We start from the raw sequence: 21,809 nt of genomic DNA on the forward strand, positions 1-21,809 counted from the left end.
CAAAACAAAAGACCCCGCCGGTCGCCCGGCGGGGTCTGTGTCGCAACTTCTAGACGGGCTCAGACCGACGCCCGATCAAACCACTTAGAAGTCGTACTGCACCTGGAAGCGCACATAGCGCGGGGTGGTGTAGTACTTGCCCAGCTTGTAGCTGTTGTAGGTCTCGCCACGCTGGGTGTCTTCGCGCTCTTCATATACCTGCAGTGGCTTGACGGAGTTGAACAGGTTCAACACCGACATCTGCAGGCTCAGGCCGTTAGCCCACTGCGGCTTGTAGACCACGTTCGGATTGACGGCCCAGGTCCACGGCGTGCGGCCGGCGGTCCCCAGCTTCGCGATGTTGCCGTTGCAGTAGTGGAACACGCCACCGTAACCGTACTCGGTCCCGAAGGTGCCGGTACCGCCGCCCAGGCAGCTGATCGGCGCGCCAGACTGGACCTGCAGATCAACACCCATCGACCACTCGTCGGTAAAGTTGTACGCACCGTACGCCTTCAGCGTGTGGCGATGGTCGTTGAACAGATAGCCATCGGCGCCGTACATGATCTCGGCGAAGTCGAAGTCCGAGGTCGTGCCGGTGTCATCCTGACCGTTGGTGCTTTTGACCAGGCCTTCGTAGTTGCCGTTGAGCTTGGCCCACGTGTAGTTGAGGCTGGCGTACCACTTGTCGGTAGCCTTCTCTGCGCTGAGGGTCACCGCCTTGTAGTAACGCTTTGCCTTCGGACCGAGCGCCTTGCTGTCAACGTGGATATCGTCGGCAACGCCGTCGCCATCGACGTCCAAAGCGATGTTCAGCGACTCGCCCGGATTATAGAGATAGCAACCGGGAAGCCCTGAGGGCAGGCCCCATTCACCGCCGGCCTCATCCCAGTGCGCCATGTTATACCCGGCGGCCGATGCGGCCTGATAGATCTTTCGGGTATCGCAGGTGTCATCGATCACATTATTCATGCGACGGTAGGTCGCCTTGGCGCCCAGCGTCCAGCCGTCCACGAAGCTGTTGTCTGAGACAAGAGTCTGCTGATAGCCGAGGATAGCCTCGTCCTGGGTATACGGCTTGAGCCCACGGCTGGCGACCGCTTTGGGATCGGGGGTGGAACCGTCTTCGCCGTTGATGACCTGGTCGTTCGCACCGTTGTCCAGCGAGCCGGTGACATTGGGAACACCGGTGACCGGGTTGATCCCGTCGTACGTATAGTACGTGTAGGTGTAGAGCGAAGCCGTCGCGGCACGCAGCGCCACGTTGGCGGCGATCGGAAGCGAGTAGCGGCCCAGCGAGCCGAACAGCTTGCTGTTGCCATCACCCATCAGGTCCCAGGAGAAGCCAAGACGGGGCTGCCAGATGTCGTCCTGCTTGACGAAGCTCGCGCCAGCGCCGTTCTTGTTGTCGAACGAGTCGTTACGGATGCCGCCATAGAGCATGAAGTTGTCAGTGATCTGCCAGTTGTCCTGCAGATACCAGGACTTCTGGTCGATCTTCACGCCGCCGCCGGTACGGAAGTTGATCAGCCGCGCGTAATCGCCATAAAGGCGCCAGTAAGCACCAGCCGAGTAAGAGCTTCCGGCCTTGGACTTCCACTGTTCATCGCTGTAGCCGAATGCCACCTTGTGGTCGCCCAGCTGCCACTCGAAGTCTCCCTTATAGCTGTCGCGTTCATTGCGACCACCATGGATGCCCACCTGACTGGCAACCGCGCAGCCAATCTTGGTGCCCGTCTGGTCGATGACATATGGACAGGCGCCCGTGTCGCCGAAGATATTGCCGTCGTAGTAGCTGTGCGTTCCGTCCGGTGCAATGGTGAACTGCGAGTCCTTGTTGCGCATCTGACCGTACTGCAGCGCCATGGTCAGATTGTCGGTCAGGTAGCTGGTCCACTTGAAGATGTCGGTCTGGCCGCCGCTCTTGCCGACCAACTGGCCGTTGTATTGGGTCTTCTCGGGGTGATCGTCAGCCTGATAAACCGCGTTGTAGTAGTCGTAGGTGTAGCGGCTGCCGTTGTCGAAGCCGGTGTACTCCAGGTGGTTGGCGTCGTTGAGGTACCAGTCCAGCTTGACCAGCCAGTACGGGGTCTTGCTTTCGTAGTCCTGCGCGGTGGTCGAGCGAGACCCGATGGCCGGCGACAAGACGGAGTCTCCCGCGGCATTGGTGACTGTCTGCACGTCCGAGCGCGCACCGTAGGAGGTGGTGTTGCTCTTGTCGAACTCGGCCAGCGCGAACACGAACAGCTTGTCCTTGATCAGAGGACCGCCGATCCAGCCGGTGTAGGTGTTGGAGGCGTTGTAGTTGTTGTGGTAGCTGCGGAAGATCTGGTCGTCGCTGTTGCGATAGACGTTGGGCACGCTGGCGCGCAGGCTGTCCGGCACGCTGGTCCAACTCAGGCCGCCGTGCCATTCGTTGGTGCCGCGCTTGACGTTGACGCTGGTCACGCCGCCGGTGGAGAAGCCGTACTGCGCGCCGTAGCCGCCGGTCTGCACGTCCAACTGGTCGATCGCCTGGAAGGGGACTTCCGAGAAGGACAGGCTGTCGTAGAGGTTGGTGATGTTGAAGCCGTTGACGTAGTAGCTGTTCTCGGCTGCCGAGGCGCCGCCGAAGGAGGCGTTGCCGAAGTAGCCCGAGCTCTTGACCGTGCCCGGAGTCAGCAGCGAGACGCTGGTGATGTCACGCGGCACCGGCAGCGCGTTGAGCTGCTCGGCGGTGAAGGTGGTGCGCGACTCGACGCTGGACAGGTCGATGCCGTTCACGTTCTTCATGCCGCGCACGACGACCGTGTCCAGGCTCTTGGCCGCGCCGCCGCCGCTCGCATCGGCGAACTCGGCGTTGACCGTCTGGCCGGCCACGACGGTGACGGTCTGGCTGGAGGCGGTGCCGTCGGCGCCGGTCAGGGTGACCGTGTAGGTGCCGGTGGGCAGGGCGGGGATGCGGAAGCGGCCGTTGGCATCGACCGGCACCTGACGCGACACGCCGGAGGCGGAACTGGTGATCTGCACGGTCTGGCCGGCGACGGCCGGCGCGGTACCGGCGATGTTGCCGGCGGTGCTCTGCGCGTAGGCAGCGCCCTGCGCCAGCGCGGCGCCGAGCACGAGGGCCAGGGCGGTGCGGCGCAAGCCGTGGTGACGATTTCTGTGGCTCATGTGAATGTGGCTTCCCAATAAATACAGCAAGGCAAGAGCGCCCTTCCAAACTCGCCCGCGGGATGCGTGACTAGTAGGAGGGCACAGGCAAGGTGCGCGGCCGCGTAACGGACGCCCAACGGCGCGCGAACGGGAACTTAACGAGTTACTTCGTCGCATGCGTGGCACCTTGTGTCGACATGCCGACAATTTGTCGACATGTGACAAAAATAAATTTTATTGAAACTAAGAGCGAGTTAATTAGTGACGCGTTTGTTACTTTCCTGTTCTGTTAAAGGTTCCTTCACTTTTGTGACGCTCCCCACAGGCGCGTGATTACGATGCGATCCCGCACTGCAAGATCGCCCCATGCGCCTGGATCTCCATCCCCTGCGTCGACACCCCTCGGCCATGCTGCTGGTCGTCCAACTGGCCGGGGTGCTGCTCTACCCCGCCATGAACGACACCCGCACCGGCCAGGCGCTGCTGGGGGCGTTCGGCATTCTGGTGCTGGCCCTGGCGCTGTGGGTGGTCAATCGCAGTCCGGCGGTGAACTGGATCGCCTGGCTGCTGGCGCTGCCCTCGGTGGCCTGCTCGCTGCTCGGGGTGACCCGGCAGCTGCCGGGCCTGGTGACCTTCGCCCAGGCCATGGAATGCCTGCTGTACTTCTATACGGCCGCCAGCCTGATCGGCTACATGCTGGACGACCACCGCGTCACCAGCGACGAGCTGTTCGCCGCCGGCGCCACCTTCACCCTGCTGGCGTGGGCATTCGCCTTCGCCTTCTCGGTGTGCCAGCAGTGGTACCCGGGCAGCTTCAGCGCCAACGGCGTGACCAGCGGCGCGCGCAGCTGGATGGAGCTGCTGTATCTGAGCTTCAGTGTGCTCTCGGCGGTGGGCCTGAGCGACATCGTGCCGGTGCTGCCGCAGGCGCGCGCGCTGGTCATGCTCGAGCAGTTCGCCGGGGTGATGTACATCGCGCTGGTGGTCTCGCGCCTGATCGCGCTGACCACCTTGCGCGTGCGCGCGCAACGTGGCGACCGGTCAGACGGTTGACGCGCGCGCTACGATGCGCGGCTTTGTCCACGCCTCAGTCGCGCACCGCATGAAATTGCAGGTTCCTTTGATCCAGCTCCCGGTCCAGTTCGATCCCGGTCCGCTGCTGCACGAGGCGACGGCCGTGGCGGACAAGCGCTGGCAGCGGTGCGCCGACGGCGGCCAACGGCTGCGGCTGGTCAGCTGCGGGGGCGATCCGGCCAGCGCGGCCCTGTCCGGCCCGATGCGTGCCACGCCGTTGCTGCGGCAGATGCCGCTGCTGCAGCAGGCGCTGGCCGGGCTGGGCGCGACCTGGGGCCAGGTGTTCCTGCAGCGCATCGCGGTCGGGCGGCAGTACGCGGCCGAGGTGGCGGTGGACTACTACCACCGCGAGCGCCTGCGCCTCCACCTGCCGCTGGAGAGTCCGCCGGACGTGCTGCTCGAGTGCGGCGACGAGGTCGCGCACCTGGCGCCGGGCACGGCCTGGGTGTTCGATACCTGGCGTCCGCATCGCTTCGCCGGCCCGGCGCAGGGGCCGTGCCTGCATCTGGTAGCCGACACCGTCGGCGGCGAGCGCTTCTGGGAGCTGTTGACCCGCGGCCGCACGCCGGGCCGCGCCGAGCGCGAGCCCTGGCAGCCGCTGCAGCTGACCCTGGCGTCCGATCAGCGCGTGGCGCTGGCGCTGGAGGCGCATGGCGCGCCCCAGGTGATGACGCCCTGGGAGCTGCGCGAGCATCTGATGTTCCTGTTGAACGAGGCCGTGCCGCATCCGCGTCTGGCCGGCCTGCAGGCCTTGCTGCTGCGCCTGTCGCGACACTGGCATGCGCTGTGGGCGCGGCATGGGGCCGAGGCGGCCGGCAGGCCGGCGTATCGGGCGCTGCTGGCCTCCACCGCGCAGGCCTGCCAGCAGCTGGGCGTCGAACAGTTGGTGCTGCGCAACGGCATCGGCCTGTGGCCGGCGCTGCAGGCGCAGGTGCTGGACGTGGCCGTGGCCGAAGAGGACGGGCTGCGCCGGGGAGGCGCGCGGAAATCCGAGGCGCCGCCGCCTGGGGCGCCCACGGTCGCCACGCCGAAGCCGCGCTCGCCGCCCACGCGCCTGCGGCAGCCGTTGTTCATGGTGGCGGCGCCGTGTTCGGGTGCGGGTCTGGTGGCGCGCACGCTGGCGCGGGCGCCGGGCCTGTATGCCGCTGGCGAGGAGGCGCGTCGGGCGATCGACGGCATCCAGCGCCTGGCGGCGCCGCAGCGGGCCGACTTCAGTCATCGCCTGCTGGCGGGCGATGCGGTCGAGGACACGGTGCGCCGGGTGCGCGAGCGTCTGGCGCGCGGCTTGCGCGGTCACGATGGCAAGCCGGTGCCGGCCGCCGGCGGCACGGTGCGCCTGCTGCGTGCGGACGCGCGCGATGCGCTGCGGGTGCCGTTCCTGGCGCAGGCGTTCCCCGATGCGCGCTTCGTCTTCGTCCATCGCGAGCCGCATGACGCGCTGGGCAGTCTGTTGCGCGCCTGGGAGGAGGGCCGCATGCAGGACGCGGGCGTGCTGCCGGGCTGGGAGGGGCCGGCGTGGACGCTGGCGCGGCCGCCGGGCTGGCAGGCGCTGTCAGGTCTGCCGTTGGAGGCTGTGGTCGCGGGTCAGTGGTCGGGGATCATGCGGGTGCTGCTCGACGATCTGGCGCAGCTGCCGCCCGAGCGTTGGCTGGGGCTGGACCTGGACCGGCTGCTGGCCGATCCGGACGGGGAGATGCAGCGCGTGGCGGGCTTCGCCGGGTTGGAATGGCACCTCGAACTGGGCCAGACCCTGCCGCGCGCGCAGCCGCCGGCCAGCCCGTCCTCGGCGGAGCGCTGGCGTCCGCATGCCGCACGCCTGCAGCCCGTCCTGGGCGACGTTCCGCAGCGCGCGCTGGAAGCTTCCTTCCACGGCTGAGCCGTTCTTCCGTTCTAGGTTGCGGCGGGTGCGCGTCGCGGCTTCGGCAGAGCAGTGCTTCCGGCTTCGGAAGGGCAGCGGTCCGGCGGGCGGGGGCCGTTTTTCCCTCAATCAGGGCATCCTGCCCTGATTCGGGCGCTCGGCTTCCTGCCTCGCTAGGCGCGGCCCCCGCCCGCCGGACCGCTGCATCGCGCGTCAGGTAATAGGGCTTCGGTTTGTGCCCCCTCCCTTGTGCGCAGCGCAGGGGAGGGATGGGGAGGGGTCGGGCGTTCCTGGTCAAGCCACCGAAGCAAGAGCAAAAGCACCCCACCCCCTCAGTCGCTGGTTCGCGACTTCGAGTTCCCCTTCGCCTGCGGCGAAAGGGAGGGGGCGAGGTGGGTTGGCGAAGTCCACCCGACGACCTCGCAGTAGGGCAAGGGCACACAAAAAAGGCGCCCTAGCGGGCGCCTTTCGTGACGACGGCTGGCCTGGATCAGGCCTTGTCGTGGCCTGCGTCGCGCGCGATGGCGTCCAGCAGGATCTTCTTGGCCTCGTCGGCGCCGCCCCACCCGTCGATCTTGACCCACTTGCCCTTCTCCAGGTCCTTGTAGTGCTCGAAGAAGTGGCCGATGCGCTCCAGCCAGTGGCCGCTGACCTGGGCGATGTCGTTGATGTGCGAGTAGCCGCTGAAGACCTTCTCCACCGGCACGGCCAGCAGCTTCTCGTCGCTGCCGGCCTCGTCGCTCATGCGCAGCACGCCGACCGGGCGGCAGCGGATGACCGAGCCGGGCACCAGCGGCAGCGGCAGCACTACCAGCACGTCGGCCGGGTCGCCGTCGCCGCACAGGGTGTGCGGCACGTAGCCGTAGTTGCAGGGGTAGCGCATCGGGGTGGACAGGATGCGGTCGACGAAGATCGCGCCGGATTCCTTGTCCACTTCGTACTTCACCGGCTCGGAATCCTTGGGGATCTCGATGATGACGTTGATCTCGTCCGGCGGATTCTTGCCGGTGGGGACGCTGCCCAGGCCCATGCGCTGCTCCAATGCTTTGAGGTGATCGAAAGTGGGCCGCATTCTAGCGCAGCGGTGCTGCAACGCAGCGCCAACGCCCGGCAAGGGGCTGCCAAGGCGTCGGCGCCGCCGGGAAGCGGGCTCAGCCCAGCAGCGGGATGATCAGCAGCGCGACGATGTTGATGATCTTGATCAGCGGATTGATCGCCGGGCCCGCGGTGTCCTTGTAGGGGTCGCCGACGGTGTCGCCGGTGACCGCGGCCTTGTGCGCCTCGCTGCCCTTGCCGCCGAAGTGCCCGTCCTCGATGTACTTCTTGGCGTTGTCCCAGGCGCCGCCGCCGGTGGTCATCGAGATGGCCACGAACAGGCCGGTGACGATGGTGCCGATCAGCAGGCCGCCCAGCGCCTGCGCGCCCAGCACCAGGCCGACGATGATCGGCACCACCACCGGCAGCAGCGAGGGCACGATCATCTCGCGGATGGCCGCGCGGGTGAGCAGGTCGACCGCGGCGTGGTACTGCGGCTTGCCGCTGCCGTCCATGATCCCGGGGATCTCGCGGAACTGGCGCCGCACTTCCTCCACCACGCTGCCGGCGGCGCGGCCCACCGCTTCCATGGCCATGGCGCCGAACAGATAGGGAATCAGGCCGCCGATCAGCAGGCCGATGATCACGCGGTGATCGGAGAGGTCGAAGCTGTAGGCCGATCCGGGGTGCGCGGCGGCCAGGTTATGGGTGTAGTCGGCGAACAGCACCAGCGCGGCCAGCGCCGCCGAGCCGATCGCATAGCCCTTGGTCACCGCCTTGGTGGTGTTGCCGACCGCGTCGAGCGGGTCGGTGACCGCACGGACCTCGGCCGGCAGCTCGGCCATCTCGGCGATGCCGCCGGCGTTGTCGGTGATCGGGCCGTAGGCGTCGAGGGCGACGATCATGCCGGCCATCGACAGCATGGCCGTGGCGGCGATGGCGATGCCGTACAGGCCGCCGAGCGCGTGCGCGCCCCAGATCGCCAGGCACACGGCGACCACGGGCAGGGCGGTGGATTTCATCGACACGCCCAGGCCGGCGATGATGTTGGTGCCATGCCCGGTGGTGGAGGCCTGCGCGACGTGCTGCACCGGCTTGTACTGGGTGCCGGTGTAGTACTCGGTGATCCACACGATCACGCCGGTCAGGACCAGACCGATCAGGGCGCAGCCGTAGAGCGGCATGGCGCCGATGGCCGAGTCGCGCATCAGGGCGGTGGTGATGGGGTAGAAGGCGATCGCCGCCAGCACCGCCGAGACGATCACGCCCTTGTACAGCGCGCCCATGATCGAGCCGCCGGCCTTCACGCGCACGAACAGCGCGCCGATGATCGAGGCGATGATCGACACCCCGCCCAGCACCAGCGGGTAGAGGATCGCGTTCGCGCCGGCCTGCGCGGCCATCAGCCCGCCCAGCAGCATGGTCGCGATCACCGTGACCGCGTAGGTCTCGAACAGGTCGGCGGCCATGCCGGCGCAGTCGCCCACGTTGTCGCCGACGTTGTCGGCGATCACCGCCGGGTTGCGCGGATCGTCCTCGGGGATGCCGGCCTCGACCTTGCCCACCAGGTCGGCGCCCACGTCCGCGCCCTTGGTGAAGATGCCGCCGCCCAGGCGCGCGAAGATCGAGATCAGCGACGAGCCGAAGGCCAGCCCGACCAGCGCATGCAGCGCCTGCTCGGTCGGCACCCGCAGCACATGGGTCAGCAGCGCCCAGTAGCCGGCCACGCCCAGCAGGCCCAGCCCCACCACCAGCATCCCGGTGATCGCCCCGCCGCGGAAGGCCACGTCCATCGCCGGCCCCATGCCGTGGCGCGCAGCCTCGGCGGTGCGCACGTTGGCCCGCACCGAGACATTCATGCCGATGTAGCCGGCCGCGCCCGACAGCACCGCGCCCAGGGCGAAGCCGATCGCGGTCGGCCAGCTGAGGAAGACGCCGACCAGCACGAACAGGACCGCGCCGGCGATGGCGATCGTCAGGTACTGGCGGTTGAGATAGGCGCGCGCGCCCTCCTGCACGGCCGCAGCGATCTGCTGCATGCGCGCGTTGCCGGCCGGGCGCGAGAGCACCCAGCGCGACGAGACGATTCCGTACAGGATGGCGATTGCCGCGCATGCCAGCGCCAGCGCAAGACCGTAGTGTTCCAACATGACCCCTCCCAAGGCAGATGGACGGTTCGCCGCGCGCATCGACACGCCCGGCGCCGAAGACGGGCGTCGATCGACCGGTGCCCGTTGTGGGGCAGTGTAGGCCTGCGCGCGCTCGGCGCGATGATGCAGTGCCGCGCGATGCGTGACGGCGCGCTCAGGCGTCGGCGCGCTGCTGGGCGGTGGGGTGCGGTCGGGCCGGTGCCGGCGGCGTGGCGCCGGTCTCGGCGGTCGATGCCAGGCCCAGGGCCAGCATGCGTCCGGTCACCCCGTCCCAGTCCAGCACGCCGCTGTTGTCGATGCCGGCGCGGTCGTAGGCCAGGGCGCGGCGCAGCGCCGCCACGATGCTGCCCTCCACGCCGGGCGTGTAGGCCGAGGTGTGCACGCCGCGCGCGGCGAAGTCCGGCGCCACGATCGGCACCCGGCAATAGGTGTACTGCAGCATCTTCATGCTCGACTGGCTCAGGTAGTCGGCATTGAGCGCCGGCCGGTACGGCGCCAGTCCCGCATCGGCATGCTGCAGGTAGGGCACGATCGCATCGAAGGGCTGCTCGCCGTGCTCGACCACGTTGGGCGGCGGCGCCTGCAGCCGCGCGCCCTTGCCGAACAGGTGGAAGCGCACCTGCGGCTCGGCGCGCGCCATGCAGTCCACGGCGTGGTCGTCGAACAGCATGTCGCCCACGCTGACCACGTTGCGCGTGCCGGCCGGGTAGGGCGAGGGCCGCGGGGTGTCGAACAGCGCCTTGTCGATGCCGTGCGGGATGTAGTGCACGTGGGGCACGTGCGGGTAGTCGGCCACCATCACCTCGGCCGGCACGCGCACCAGGCTGAAGTGCGGCAGCGCCTCGCGCTCGGCATCCAGGATCAGCGGGTGGTACTTGAGCGTGGCGATGCGGTCGCACACGCTGTAGATGAAGCGCGCCTGCGGGAACCGCCTTGCCAGGGCCGGCACCAGGCACAGGCCGGCGCCGTTCTCCACGACGAACACATCGGCATCGGCGATGCCCTGCAACAGCGTGCGCGTGAGCATCGCCGGATACAGCGAGAACAGCGGCCGGGTGATCGCGTCCAGCGTCGGGCGCCCCAGTGACAGTGGATGCAGCGCCGGCCGCCACAGGTACTTGCGCAGGCCGGGCCCGACCTCGCGCCAGGCGTTGAACGGCCCCTGGAACCGGCGCGCCTGCGGCTTGAGCCGGGTCAGCGGGCTCAGGCCCACGGTCACGAAGTCCACCGCGTGCCCCTGCCGCGCCAGCGACTCGGTCCAGAAGTGAAAGTCCACCTTGCGCGCCGAAGTGGCCTCGTGGACGGTCAGCATCACAATCTTCAAAACGCAAATGTCCTCAAACACGCACGGCGGGAACCTTGCGCGTCCTCCATCTCGCCGGGATGACATGACGTGACGGAGTCCGCGCGCCTAGTGGAACGCGAGCCCGCCACGACACAGGTCACGCCTTGGCGCATTCGGTTCAGCGCGGTGTGGACACGGTGAACGGGCGAAGCGATCCGGTGTTCAGCCAGCGCGTGCCAGCCTGCCGGCCGTTTCCCTTCCCTTAGAAAGGACCTGCCCATGTCCGCATCCGCTTCCCGCCTGGTCCTGGCCGGGCTGCTGTGCCTGCCTTTGGCGGCGCTGGCCCAGCAGTCGCCCGAAATCCAGCGCCCGGTTGGCACCCCCCAGGCCAACGGCGTGCTGCATACGCTGCGCCAGATCCCCGAGGCCTGCACCCGCATCGAAGGCCGCTTTACCGGCGAGGCCGCCCAGCCCTATGCGATGAACCTGGTGCGCACCAGCAGCGTCTGCCAGGCGCGCGCAATGTTCATGGACTACGACAAGGTCCAGCCCAGCGAGGCCAAGGGCTGGAAGCTCAACGACATCATCAAGGTGCCCTCGGCCAGCTGCGCCGGCCAGCAGGCGGTGGTGCAGGTGTGGCGCAAGCCGGCCGGGCAGGCGCTCAAGCTCGATGGCCAGGAACGCGCCCGCCTGTACCTGCAGGACGCCAAGGCCCAGGCCCAGGCCGGCAAGCTGGCCGCGCTGCCGGCCTACGCGGCCAAGCTGGAGGTCGAGGGCAAGCCCTGCCGGTAAACATGGTGCTCTGGCCTCCGCCCGGGAATGCGCGGCCTCAGCCTTCCCAGGCAGGCAGTTTCTGCTTCACCGCCACGTTCTTGAGTTCCACGTACTTGGGCAGGCCGTCGCGGCCATAGGGCAGCGGCGCCTCGCCCTGGATCAGCGGCGAGAGGTAGCGGCGAGCGCGCTCGGTGATGCCGAAGCCGTCCTTGCGGATGAAGCCGGCCGGCATGGTCTTCTCGTGGTTGGCGACCTTGGACAGCGGCGCCGGGGCGATCTTCCAGCGGTAGGGCGCATCGGCGCCGCGCACGATCACCGGCATGACCGCGTTGTGCCCGGCCAGGGCGTACTGCACGGCCGCCTTGCCCACGGCCTGGGCCTGATCCCAGTCGGTCTTGGAGGCGATGTGGCGAGCCGAGCGCTGCAGGTAGTCCGGTAGCGCCCAGTGCACCTTGTAGCCCAGCGCGGCCTTGACCTTGCCGGCCAGGTACGAAGCCACGCCGCCCAGCTGGGCATGGCCGAAGGCATCGGTGCCGCCGCCGGCGTCGGCGACGAAACGGCCGTCGGCGCTGCGGATGCCTTCGCTGGCCACGACCACGCAATAGCCGACCCGCTTGACCACCTTGTCCACCTGGGCCAGGAAGGCGGCCTCGTCGTAAGCGCGCTCGGGGAACAGGATCAGGTGCGGCGCCTGGTCCGGGCCGGTGCCGGCCAGGCCCGCGGCCGCGGCCAGCCAGCCGGCATGGCGGCCCATGGCCTCGTAGACGAAGACCTTGGTCGAGGTCTCGGCCATCGCCGCCACGTCCAGCGCGCATTCGCGTACCGACACGGCGGTGTACTTGGCCGCCGAGCCGAAGCCGGGGCAGGTGTCGGTGACCGCCAGGTCGTTGTCGATGGTCTTGGGCACGCCCACGCAGGTCAGCGGATAGCCGAAGGCCTGGGCCAGCTGGGAGACCTTCCACGCGGTATCGGCCGAGTCGTTGCCGCCGTTGTAGAGGAACCAGCGCACGCCGTGGGCCTTGAGCACCTCCAGCAGACGCTCGTATCGGGCGCGGTCGGCCTCCAGCGACTTGAGCTTGACCCGGCACGAGCCGAACGCGCCGCCCGGCGTATGCGCCAGCGCGGCGATCGCCGCGGCCGATTCCTTGGAGGTATCGATCAGCTCCTCGCGCAGGGCGCCGAGGATGCCGTTGCGCGCCGCCAGGACCTTGACCTTGTGCCGCCTGGCCTCGCCGATGACGCCGGCGGCGGTGGCATTGATGACGGCAGTGACGCCGCCGGACTGCGCGTACAACAGGGTGGAAGCCGCCATCGTCTTTCCTGGGGTCTGGACCGGATGGGGTAAGCTTCCCATATCGATGCGCCGGTCGCGTCGGCGCCGCCGCCGTGCTGGCTGCCCGCTCCGGCCTCACAGGTTTCCTCATTGAATGCTGGAGTGACACGATGCGACTGGTTCTTCTGGGACCGCCCGGTTCGGGCAAGGGCACGCAGGCCACGCGCCTGAAGGACCACTTCAAGGTCCCGCACATCTCCACCGGCGACCTGCTGCGTGCCGAGGTGGCGGCCGGCACCGAGCTCGGCAAGCAGGCCAAGGCGGTGATGGATGCCGGCAACCTGGTCTCCGACGAGATCCTGCTGGGCATGCTCGAATCGCGCCTGTCCCAGCCCGACGTCGCCAACGGTTTCATCCTGGACGGTTATCCGCGCAACCTGGCCCAGGCCGACGCGCTGAACCAGCTGCTGGCCCGCATCGGCCAGCCGATGGATGCGGCCGTGCAGCTGGACGTGCCGACCGAGCTGCTGGTCGAGCGCATCGCCGGCCGCGCCCAGGCCGAGGGCCGCGCCGACGACAACCCCGAGTCGGTGCGCAAGCGCCTGCAGGTCTACGCGGACAGCACCGCGCCGGTGATCGACTTCTACAAGCAGCAGGGCCGCCTGACCGTGGTCGACGGCGTGGGCGAGCTGGACGAAGTCACCCAGCGGCTGACCGAGGCGCTGGCCAAGCGCTAGTCGAAAGCCGGGAGTGAGCGCGCAGGAGTGAGGACCGAGCAAAGGCAACCGCTGCCCGATTGGCTCGCTCCTCGCTTCTCGCTCCTCCCGCTCACTCCTCGCTCTTCCCCTCACTCCTGCTGCAACGATGAGCAAACTGCACATCCTCGGCATCGCCGGCACCTTCATGGGCGGCGTGGCGGCGCTGGCGCGCGAGCTGGGCCACACCGTCGAAGGCAGCGACCAGGCGATCTATCCGCCCATGTCCACGCAGCTGGAGCGGCTGGGCATCGCGCTGGCGCAGGGCTATGCGCCTGACAACATCTCGCCGGACTGCGATGCGGTGATCATCGGCAACGCGCTGTCGCGCGGCAACGCCGCGGTGGAGGCGGTGCTCGATGCCGGCCGCGCCTACACCTCCGGCGCGCAGTGGCTGAGCGAGGCGGTGCTGCCCGGGCGCACCACGCTGGCCGTGGCCGGCACGCACGGCAAGACCACCACCACCACCATCCTGGCCTATCTGCTGGAGGCGGCCGGGCGCGCGCCGGGCTTCCTGATCGGCGGGGTGGCCGAGGACTTCGGCGTGTCGGCGCGGCTGGGAGGCTCGCCCGCCGCGGCCGCATCCGGCGCTGCGCCGGACCAGGGCGATCCGGCGCCGGACGCCGACGCGCCGCTCTTCGTGGTCGAAGCCGACGAGTACGACACCGCCTTCTTCGACAAGCGCAGCAAGTTCGTGCATTACCGGCCGCGCGTGGCGATCCTCAACAACCTCGAGTACGACCACGCCGACATCTTCCCCGACGTGGCCGCGATCCAGCGCCAGTTCCATCATCTGGTGCGCACCGTGCCGGGCAACGGCCGGCTGATCGTCAACGGCGCCGATGCGCGCCTGGACGAGGTGCTGGCGATGGGCTGCTGGACGCCGGTGGAGCGCTTCGGCTTCGATCCGGCGTTGGACTGGAGTGCGCGCCTGATCGAGGCCGACGGCAGCGCCTTCGCCGTGCTGCGGCGTGGGGTGGAAGTGGGCCAGGTGCAGTGGCCGCTGGTCGGCCGGCACAACGTGCTCAACGGCCTGGCGGCGCTGGCGGCGGCCAGCGCGGTGGGCGTGGACATCGCCGGCGTGATGCCGGCACTGGCCGCGTTCCGCAGCGTCAAGCGCCGGCTGGAGGTGATCGGCCAGGCGCGCGGCGTCACCGTGTACGACGACTTCGCCCATCACCCCACGGCCATCGCCACCACGCTCGAGGGCCTGCGTGCGAAGGTCGGCGCGGCGCGCATCGTGGTGGCGATGGAGCCGCGCAGCAATTCGATGCGGCTGGGCGCGCATGCGCAGGCGCTGGCGCCGTCGCTGGATGGCGCCGATGCGGTGGTGTTCCTGCACCGGCCCGAGCTGGCCTGGGACGCCGGCAAGGTGATCGCCGCCGTCCGCGGCCAGGCGCGTGCGGTGCCCGACAGCGATGCGCTGATCGCCGCGCTGGGCACGCTGGTGCGCGAGGGCGACCATGTGGTGTTCATGTCCAACGGCGGCTTCGACGGGGCGCCGCGGCGCTTCCTGGCGTCCTTGCAGCAGGAGTGAGCGAAAGCCGGGCCTGTGCGCCCTGGTCGTTGCCCACTTCGCTTCGCTCACCCCTCTTCACCTCCGCTCTGCCTACACTCCCGGCCATGCCCGCGACCGAGACGCTTCCCCTGTTCCCGCTCAACACCGTGCTGCTGCCCGGGGCGGGGCTGGGGCTGCGGGTGTTCGAGCGTCGCTACCTGGACCTGATCCGGGAATGCGGGCGCAGCGGGCGCGGCTTCGGCGTGTGCCTGATCCTGCAGGGCGGCGAGGCCGGCGCCCCCGCGACGCCGGCGGCCTATGGCACCGAGGCGACGATCGAGGACTTCGGCACCGGCAGCGACGGCCTGCTGACCCTGCGCCTGCGCGGCGGCCGGCGCTTCCACGTGCAGCGCACGCGGGTGCGCGACAACGGGCTGGTGGTGGGCGAGGTGGACTGGTGCCCGCCCGAGGACGACGACGAACTGCGCCCCGAGCACGGCCTGCTGGCCACGGTGCTGGAGAAGATCTTCGAGAAGGCCGGCGCGACCCCGCCCGGCATGACCGCCGCCGACCTGGACAGCGCCGCCTGGGTGGGCTGGCGCCTGGCCGAACTGCTGCCGCTCAGCGACGCCCAGCGCCTGGCCGTGCTGCAGGAAGACGATCCGCATGCGCGCCTGGATCATCTGCTGGCGCTGATGGCCTAGCGCCTTCGCTGGCCTGAAGCTGCGACGGACTCGCTTTCCATCGTCGTTAGCCGCGACAAATTCTCTACCGTCGTTCCCGCGAAGGCGGGAACCCAGTGGCTTTCCCGACGACAGCCAAGCCACCGCATCCCCCTTTCGCGGGAACGACGGGCGCTTGATCGGCGTTGATGGACGGCGACCGTCCGAACGGCCGGTCACCCGCGGCGGGCATCGCACCCGCGCCGCAGGCCTCAGCGCGCCCGCACCGGCGGCAGCTGCGCGGGCGGGGCGTGTTCCAGCGGCAGCTGATCGGTGCGCAGGCGCAGCACCGGCAGGCCGGAGGATGGATGCGGCGCCAGCGCCTGCGGCAGGCCGCGCACCGAATCGCGCACCTGGTCCAGCGAGGCGTCGGCGTCGGGCAGCGGCCGCCACATGCCGACCAGCCCGAACAGGGTCTGGTGGCGCAGCGTCTGCGCGCCGCCGATCCACAGCGGCACCTGGCCAGGCTGCAGCGCGATCGGGCTGGCCCACAGGCGCAGCGCGTACTGCTGGTCGGCGCGCGGGCCGGGCTTGAGCATCAGCAGGCTCTCGGCGCGCGTGTCCAGCGTCGCCGGCAGCACCGGATGCCGTTCCCGCGGCAGGTCGCTGTCCAGCAGCTGCAGCGCGCGCTCCCAGCCGGCCTGCGGCTGCAGGCGCCAGCCCTGGTCTTCCAGATGGCGCACCAGCGGCTGCAGCGGGCCGGCGATCTGCACGTCCAGCGGCCAGCGCTGGGCGTCGTCGAACTCGTTGCGCGTGGCCGGCAACTTGCGCCAGTCGTCCTTCCACCAGTCCGGCAAGGGCCGGGCGATCGAGGCGATGGGCGCATCGAACAGCGCCAGCATGCGATCCACCGCGCGCGGCCCGTGCCACAGCGCGGCCAGCACGAACACGCCGTAGAACAGCCAGGCCAGCGGCTTGACCCACAGCGAGCGCCGCACCCGGCTGCGGTAGGCCACGCCCAGGATCAGCACCCACACCACGCCCAGCAGGGTGCCGCCGACCACATCGCTGAGCCAGTGCGCGCCCAGGTAGATGCGGGCGAAGCCGATCGTGCTGACCACCACACCGGCGACCACGTACGGCCAGGCGCGGTCGCGGCCCGGCAGCTCGCGCGAGATCAGCACGGCGAAGAAGCCGAAGATGATCGTGCTCATGGTCACCGCCTTGGACGGGAAGCCGAAGCCCCCCGCCACCACCGGCGGCTTGGGAATGTCCACCACCACGCCCAGCCAACCGGTCAGGGCCACGCCGAAGACGATCGCCGCCACCCAGTGGCCCACCGCCAGCCAGCGCTTGCGCCAGGCCAGGTAGCCCAGCACGGCCAGCCAGGCCGGCGCCAGCACGTCGGCATCGCCGATCGCCGCGATCGCCGCCAGCGGGCGGTCGGCCAGCGGATTGCGCAGGCTGTGCATGAGTTCGTACAGCGCCAGGTCCACGCCCAGCGGCTCGCCATGGCCCAGCACCACCACCAGGAAGGCGAACAGCACCCAGGCCAGGGCCAGCAGCGCCACGGCCAGCACCGCGAGCGACACCGTCTCGCGGCGCCGGGGGTCGAACAGCGCCACCGAATGGCGCCCCAGCACCGGATGCGCGCGCGACCAGGCCAGGCCGCGCGCGAGCAGCGCATCGGCATGCGCGGCGAACCAGCGGTAGCTGTACAGCACCGCCGCCCAGATCACGCCCAGCACCACCAGCAGCAGGCCCACCACCACCGCCAGGCGCCCGGCGACCGCGGCGACCGCGTCGTAGGCCTGGCCCAGCATCCAGCCCGGCAGCAGGAACAGCACCGCCCAGGACAGGCCGGCCGCCGCGCTGGCCGGCAGATAGCGCTTGAGCGGCATGTGCAGCATGCCGGCCACCGCCGGCACGAACGGCCGGATCGGCCCGACATAGCGCGCGATGAAGATCGCCTTGAGGCTGTTGCGGTGGAACAGGCGCTCGCCGCGTTCGAGCAGCTGCGGATACTTACTGAAGGGCCAGTGCGCGCGCAGCTGCGTGCCCCAGCGCCGGCCCACCCAGAAGCTCACCCCGTCGCCGACGAAGGCGCCCAGCGCCGCGCACACCACCGCATAGGGGCCGGACAGTTCTCCCAGCCCGATCACCACGCCCACGCCGATCAGCAGCGGCAGCGCGGGCACGATCGCGCCCAGCACGATCAGCGAATCGCACAGGGCAATGAGGAAGACCACCGCGCCGGCGGCGACCGGATGCGCGGCGATCCAGTCGAGCAGGCCGTCGAACCAGGAGTCCATCGGCGAAATTATAGGTGCCCGGCGCGGGCGCGCAGGAGCGCGAAGTGAACGGCGCCCGCGCGCGGCGCCCGGTCCTTGCCTGCCGCGCATGCCGCCCTGCGTGGGCCTGGCACTTAAACTTGCGCGGCGACCGGCCCGGTCGCGCCATTGGCGCTCGCGCATGACGACTCTGTCAGGCAAGACTCTCTTCATCACCGGCGGCTCGCGCGGCATCGGCCTGGCCATCGCGCTGCGCGCCGCGCGCGACGGCGCCAACGTGGCCATCGCCGCCAAGTCCTCGGTGCCCAATCCCAAGCTGCCCGGCACCATCCACAGCGCGGCCCAGGCGGTGAACGAGGCCGGCGGCAGCGGCCTGGCCCTGCAGTGCGACATCCGCGATGAGGATCAGGTGCGCGCGGCGGTGGCGGCCACGGTCGACACCTTCGGCGGCATCGACATCCTCATCAACAACGCCAGCGCGATCTGGCTGCGCGGCACGCTGGACACGCCGATGAAGCGTTTCGACCTGATGCAGCAGGTCAACGCGCGCGGCAGCTTCCTGTGCGCGCAGGCCTGCCTGCCGCACCTACTGCAGGCGCCCAATCCGCACATCCTGACCTTGTGCCCGCCGCCGTCGCTGGATCCCAAGTGGTGGGGTCCGCACACCGGCTACACGCTGGCCAAGATGGGCATGAGCCTGGTCACGCTGGGCCTGGCGGCCGAGTTCGGCCCGCAGGGCGTGGCGGTCAACGGCCTGTGGCCGCGCACGCTGATCGCCACCGACGCGCTGAACATGATCCCCGGCGTGTCGCTGGCCAACGGGCGCTCGCCTGCGATCATGGGCGACGCCGCCCATGCCGTGCTGACCCGCCGTGCGACGGATTGCACCGGCCAGTTCCTGATCGACGATCAGGTGCTGGCCCAGGCCGGCGTCCACGACTTGTCCGGCTACGCCATCGACCCCACCCAGCCGTTGCTGCCGGACCTGTTCCTGGACTGACCGGCCCTCAGGCCCGCTGGCGCCTCTTTCCCCCCTCTCGAGTTGTTCAACACCATGAAATACCTGCACGCCATGCTCCGCGTCCGCGACCTGGACGCCACCGCCAAGTTTTTCACCGAAGGGCTGGGCCTGCGCGAGACCCGCCGCAAGGACAGCCCCGAAGGCCGCTACACGCTGGTCTACTTCGGCGCCCCGGAGAACCCCGAGGCCGAGGTCGAGCTGACCTACAACTGGCCGGCCGAGGATGGCAGCGTCGAGGACTACGGCAGCGCCCGCAATTTCGGCCACCTGGCCTTCGAGGTGGACGACATCTACGCCGCCTGCGCCCACCTGCAGTCACTGGGCGTCACCATCAACCGCCCGCCGCGCGATGGCTACATGGCCTTCGTGCGCAGCCCGGACCTGATCTCCATCGAGCTGCTGCAGAAGGGCAAGCCGCTGGCCCCGGCCGAGCCCTGGGCCTCGATGGCCAATACCGGCACCTGGTAAGCCGCCTTCCCCGCGGCGCCGGATGGCGTCGCGGCTTCGGCCCGCACTGCCTGCGCCGGTGTGCGCTGGCAGGACGCGCGCCGTCCAGTTGGAGGCACAGATCCGCCGTTGCCGCGAAAGGGGACCTTTGCAGAACTCCCCTCGACTGCGTTCGAGTTGCTTTCATCGGCTGAACGCACCGATCTAGGGCAAAGCCAAAAGCAAAAGCACCCCACCCCAACCCTCCCCTTCGCCTTCGGCGAAAGGGAGGGGGCCAAGACCAGTAGGCGGTGGCACAGCAAGCAACCTACTGCCCCCTCCCTTGCGCGCAGCGCAGGGGAGGGCTGGGGAGGGGTCGGGGCTTTCCCGATCAACTGGCAGCCACCAAGGCGCAATCGTCGTGACCTCCAAGGCGCCCTTATCAGTCCAACGCGGCAATCAGCAATGTTTTTCAAAGGCCCCGCGAAAGCGGGAACCTGGTGCCTTGGCGTGTCCTTGTGGAGGTCGCCGGGCTGTTCCGCGCGCCGTGCCGCGCGGGGCTCGGCGCCGCGCCGGGCTGGCCGTATCATCGCCGCCGGCCGACGCGCGCTGGCCCGGGTCGAGGGCGCGGGCGGGCCGTGTCTTTCGTCCTTTGCCGGTATTGTCGAATGATGTCTTCTTCCGTGGCGCAGCGCCGCCTGCGCTGGCCGGCACCGGCCTATGCCGCCATCGCGCTGGTGGCCTGCGCGTTCGCCTTCGTCGGGCTGGCCCGCAGCAACTACTGGGCCGATGAGCTGTTCACCGTCTACGTGATCGGCGGAGGCGACGGCCTGGCCGGCGTCTGGCGGCGCGCGCTGACCGACGTGCATCCGCCGCTGTACTACATGCTGCTGTATGGCTGGAGCCGGCTGGGCGGGCTGTCGGAGGTCTGGCTGCGCCTGTCCAGCGCGGTGTGCGCGGTGCTGGCGCTGGCGCTGACCGCGCGCGTGCTGTGGCGGCGCTTCAGCCCGGCGGCGCTGGGTTTCGCCCTGGCGCTGGTGGCGGTGTCCACGTTCTGGTTCGAACAGTCGCAGAACGCACGCAGCTATGGCGCGGCGATCCTGATCGCCGCGGCGCTGATGGGCCTGACGCTGCGCCTGCGCGAACGCACGCCGGCGACCGGGGCCTTCCCGTGGGGCGCGTTCGCCGCGCTGTTCGCGCTGGGGCTGGCCGGCAGCCTGATGCACTTCTACCTGCTGCTGCTCACCGGCATGGTGCTGGCCTGGCTGCTGCCGGTGCCGCGCCTGCGCCTGCCGGTGATCCTGGCCGGGCTGCTGATCCTGGCCGTGGTCGGCGGCTACACCTGGCTGCTGCTGCATGCCACGCAGCAGGACGTGGACAAGACCTGGTACCGCGCCGACGTGCACTTCTTCTGGTCGCAGACGCGCACCGCGCGCAAGCACCTGGCCGCGGCCGGCGCGAGCTGGGCGCTGACCGCGCTGATCGTGGCCGCGCTGTGGCGGCGCTGGCGCGGCGGCCGCGGCAGCCTGGGCGCGCGCGTGCCGGAAGGAGGCCGCCACGCGGCGCGGCTGGCGCTGTTCGTGCTGCTCGGCGTGATCGCCAGCGGCGTGCTGGTCAGCTGTCTGGTCGCCCCGTCGTACTCGGCGCGCAATGTGCTGATCACCCTGCCGTTCCTGTGCGCGCTGCTGGCCTGGCTGTACGAGGCGGCCGGCCCGCGTCTGTCCGGGCGCGGCGGCCAGTTCGCCGCGGCGCTGCTGGTGGTGGCCGTGGCCAGCGGGCTGTGGATGTGCAGCGGGCGCTTCGTCGAACGCAACGAGCCCTGGCGCAGCGGCGCGCAGTTCGTCGCGCGCATGCCCGGCTGCGCGGGGCAGCAGATCCCGGTGATGCATCCCTACAAGTTCGGTCCGCCCACGCCACAGTACCGGGCCTTCGCCGAGCGCCAGTTCTTCGGCCACTACGCACCGGCCGGGATGCAGCTGCGCGCGTGGATGCCCAACGAGCTGGTCGGCCGCCACCGCGTGCCGGAGCTGACGGCGTTGCTGGCGGTGCGCGCGCAGCAGGCCGGCAGCGGCGCCTGCCCGCTGCTGGCCTGGGCAGTGCACGACCTGGACAAGAAGTCCGCACCGCTGCTGGCGCAGGACCTGGCGCGTGCGCCAGGCATCGCGCCGGCGCGGGTGGTGATGCAGACCTTCGAGCGCGCGCGGCGTCGCTCGACCGGCTGGGCGCCGGTGGAGGATGGCTTCGTCTTCTACGTGGTGCCGGCGGCCGCGCCCGGCGCCGCGCCGGCCGACCCCGGGCCGCTGGTGGCGATGCCCGCGGGCACGCTGGGCAAGCGCGAGGTGGTGACGCTGCTGCCGCCCGCGCCTGGGCAGGGCACGGTGGACCGCTTCGGCGTCCAGGACTGGCGCGACGGGACGCTGCAGCGCCAGGACACGGTCAGCACGCCGCAGCTGTTCTGCGATCCGCCGATGCGCGCGGACAGCGAGATCCGGCCCAATGCCAAGCGGCCTGGCTGTGCGGCGCCGGTGGGCGCTTCCCGGTAAAACCGCTCGCCGCCATTGGCCGAAAAGGCCACAAGGGCGGCTCCTCACCT

Annotated in this window: 15 protein-coding genes; 9 read left to right on the top strand and 6 right to left on the bottom strand. The window is 69.8% G+C overall.

Annotation, left to right across the window (positions count from 1 at the left end; all coding sequences use genetic code 11):
* Positions 1-84 precede the first annotated feature (84 nt).
* Positions 85-3,132, bottom strand: a complete 3,048-nt coding sequence (locus EAT51_RS08685; protein WP_130517008.1) for a TonB-dependent receptor — start codon at positions 3,130-3,132, stop codon at positions 85-87.
* Between the two features lie 348 nt (positions 3,133-3,480).
* Between EAT51_RS08685 and EAT51_RS08690 the strand changes: the two genes are divergently transcribed.
* On the top strand, positions 3,481-4,167 hold the full coding sequence (locus EAT51_RS08690) for an ion channel (RefSeq protein ID WP_130517010.1): 687 nt from the start codon (positions 3,481-3,483) through the stop codon (positions 4,165-4,167).
* A 49-nt stretch (positions 4,168-4,216) separates the two neighbouring features.
* Entirely contained in the window at positions 4,217-6,064 is a 1,848-nt protein-coding gene (locus EAT51_RS20770; RefSeq protein WP_165421942.1) for a sulfotransferase, read from the top strand.
* Positions 6,065-6,536: 472 nt separating this feature from the next.
* On the opposite strand, the gene ppa is transcribed toward EAT51_RS20770, so the two are convergent.
* The 3 genes from ppa to EAT51_RS08710 form a co-directional block, all read right to left on the bottom strand.
* Entirely contained in the window at positions 6,537-7,076 is a 540-nt protein-coding gene (gene ppa, locus EAT51_RS08700; protein ID WP_130517015.1) for an inorganic diphosphatase, read from the bottom strand.
* A 121-nt stretch (positions 7,077-7,197) separates the two neighbouring features.
* Positions 7,198-9,231 (bottom strand): sodium-translocating pyrophosphatase, encoded by a 2,034-nt coding sequence (locus EAT51_RS08705; RefSeq protein WP_130517017.1) that lies wholly within the window; start codon positions 9,229-9,231, stop codon positions 7,198-7,200.
* Positions 9,232-9,385: 154 nt separating this feature from the next.
* Positions 9,386-10,543, bottom strand: a complete 1,158-nt coding sequence (locus EAT51_RS08710; RefSeq protein ID WP_130517019.1) for a GumK N-terminal domain-containing glycosyltransferase — start codon at positions 10,541-10,543, stop codon at positions 9,386-9,388.
* A gap of 252 nt (positions 10,544-10,795) precedes the next feature.
* Here EAT51_RS08710 and EAT51_RS08715 point away from each other — a divergent pair, with 252 nt between their 5' ends.
* Entirely contained in the window at positions 10,796-11,308 is a 513-nt protein-coding gene (locus tag EAT51_RS08715) for a hypothetical protein (RefSeq protein WP_130517021.1), read from the top strand.
* Between the two features lie 37 nt (positions 11,309-11,345).
* On the opposite strand, the gene EAT51_RS08720 is transcribed toward EAT51_RS08715, so the two are convergent.
* Positions 11,346-12,602 carry a 6-phosphofructokinase gene (locus EAT51_RS08720; protein WP_130561522.1) on the bottom strand — a complete coding sequence of 419 codons (1,257 nt, stop codon included), beginning with the start codon at positions 12,600-12,602 and terminating at the stop codon, positions 11,346-11,348.
* Positions 12,603-12,733: 131 nt separating this feature from the next.
* Between EAT51_RS08720 and EAT51_RS08725 the strand changes: the two genes are divergently transcribed.
* The 3 genes from EAT51_RS08725 to EAT51_RS08735 all read left to right on the top strand — a co-directional run bounded on the left by EAT51_RS08725 (position 12,734) and on the right by EAT51_RS08735 (position 15,520).
* Positions 12,734-13,300, top strand: a complete 567-nt coding sequence (locus tag EAT51_RS08725; RefSeq protein ID WP_130517025.1) for an adenylate kinase — start codon at positions 12,734-12,736, stop codon at positions 13,298-13,300.
* A 127-nt stretch (positions 13,301-13,427) separates the two neighbouring features.
* A complete protein-coding gene (gene mpl / locus EAT51_RS08730) occupies positions 13,428-14,855 on the top strand; it encodes a UDP-N-acetylmuramate:L-alanyl-gamma-D-glutamyl-meso-diaminopimelate ligase (RefSeq protein ID WP_130517027.1) in 1,428 nt (475 codons plus the stop codon).
* Between the two features lie 68 nt (positions 14,856-14,923).
* Positions 14,924-15,520, top strand: a complete 597-nt coding sequence (locus tag EAT51_RS08735; protein WP_379655694.1) for an LON peptidase substrate-binding domain-containing protein — start codon at positions 14,924-14,926, stop codon at positions 15,518-15,520.
* Positions 15,521-15,750: 230 nt separating this feature from the next.
* Here the strand turns inward: EAT51_RS08735 and EAT51_RS08740 are convergent, their stop codons facing one another.
* Positions 15,751-17,790, bottom strand: a complete 2,040-nt coding sequence (locus tag EAT51_RS08740; RefSeq protein WP_130561523.1) for a bifunctional DedA family/phosphatase PAP2 family protein — start codon at positions 17,788-17,790, stop codon at positions 15,751-15,753.
* A 160-nt stretch (positions 17,791-17,950) separates the two neighbouring features.
* Here EAT51_RS08740 and EAT51_RS08745 point away from each other — a divergent pair, with 160 nt between their 5' ends.
* The 3 genes from EAT51_RS08745 to EAT51_RS08755 all read left to right on the top strand — a co-directional run bounded on the left by EAT51_RS08745 (position 17,951) and on the right by EAT51_RS08755 (position 21,759).
* The gene (locus EAT51_RS08745) at positions 17,951-18,769 is read left to right on the top strand and encodes an SDR family oxidoreductase (protein WP_130517033.1); all 819 of its coding nucleotides are present in this window, start codon (positions 17,951-17,953) and stop codon (positions 18,767-18,769) included.
* 54 nt (positions 18,770-18,823) lie between these two features.
* The gene (locus EAT51_RS08750) at positions 18,824-19,258 is read left to right on the top strand and encodes a VOC family protein (RefSeq protein ID WP_130517035.1); all 435 of its coding nucleotides are present in this window, start codon (positions 18,824-18,826) and stop codon (positions 19,256-19,258) included.
* A 626-nt stretch (positions 19,259-19,884) separates the two neighbouring features.
* On the top strand, positions 19,885-21,759 hold the full coding sequence (locus EAT51_RS08755) for a glycosyltransferase family 39 protein (protein WP_130517037.1): 1,875 nt from the start codon (positions 19,885-19,887) through the stop codon (positions 21,757-21,759).
* Positions 21,760-21,809: the final 50 nt, after the last annotated feature.

It is taken from the genome of Pseudoxanthomonas winnipegensis, assembly GCF_004283755.1.
GTDB classification, from domain to species: Bacteria; Pseudomonadota; Gammaproteobacteria; order Xanthomonadales; family Xanthomonadaceae; genus Pseudoxanthomonas_A; species Pseudoxanthomonas_A winnipegensis.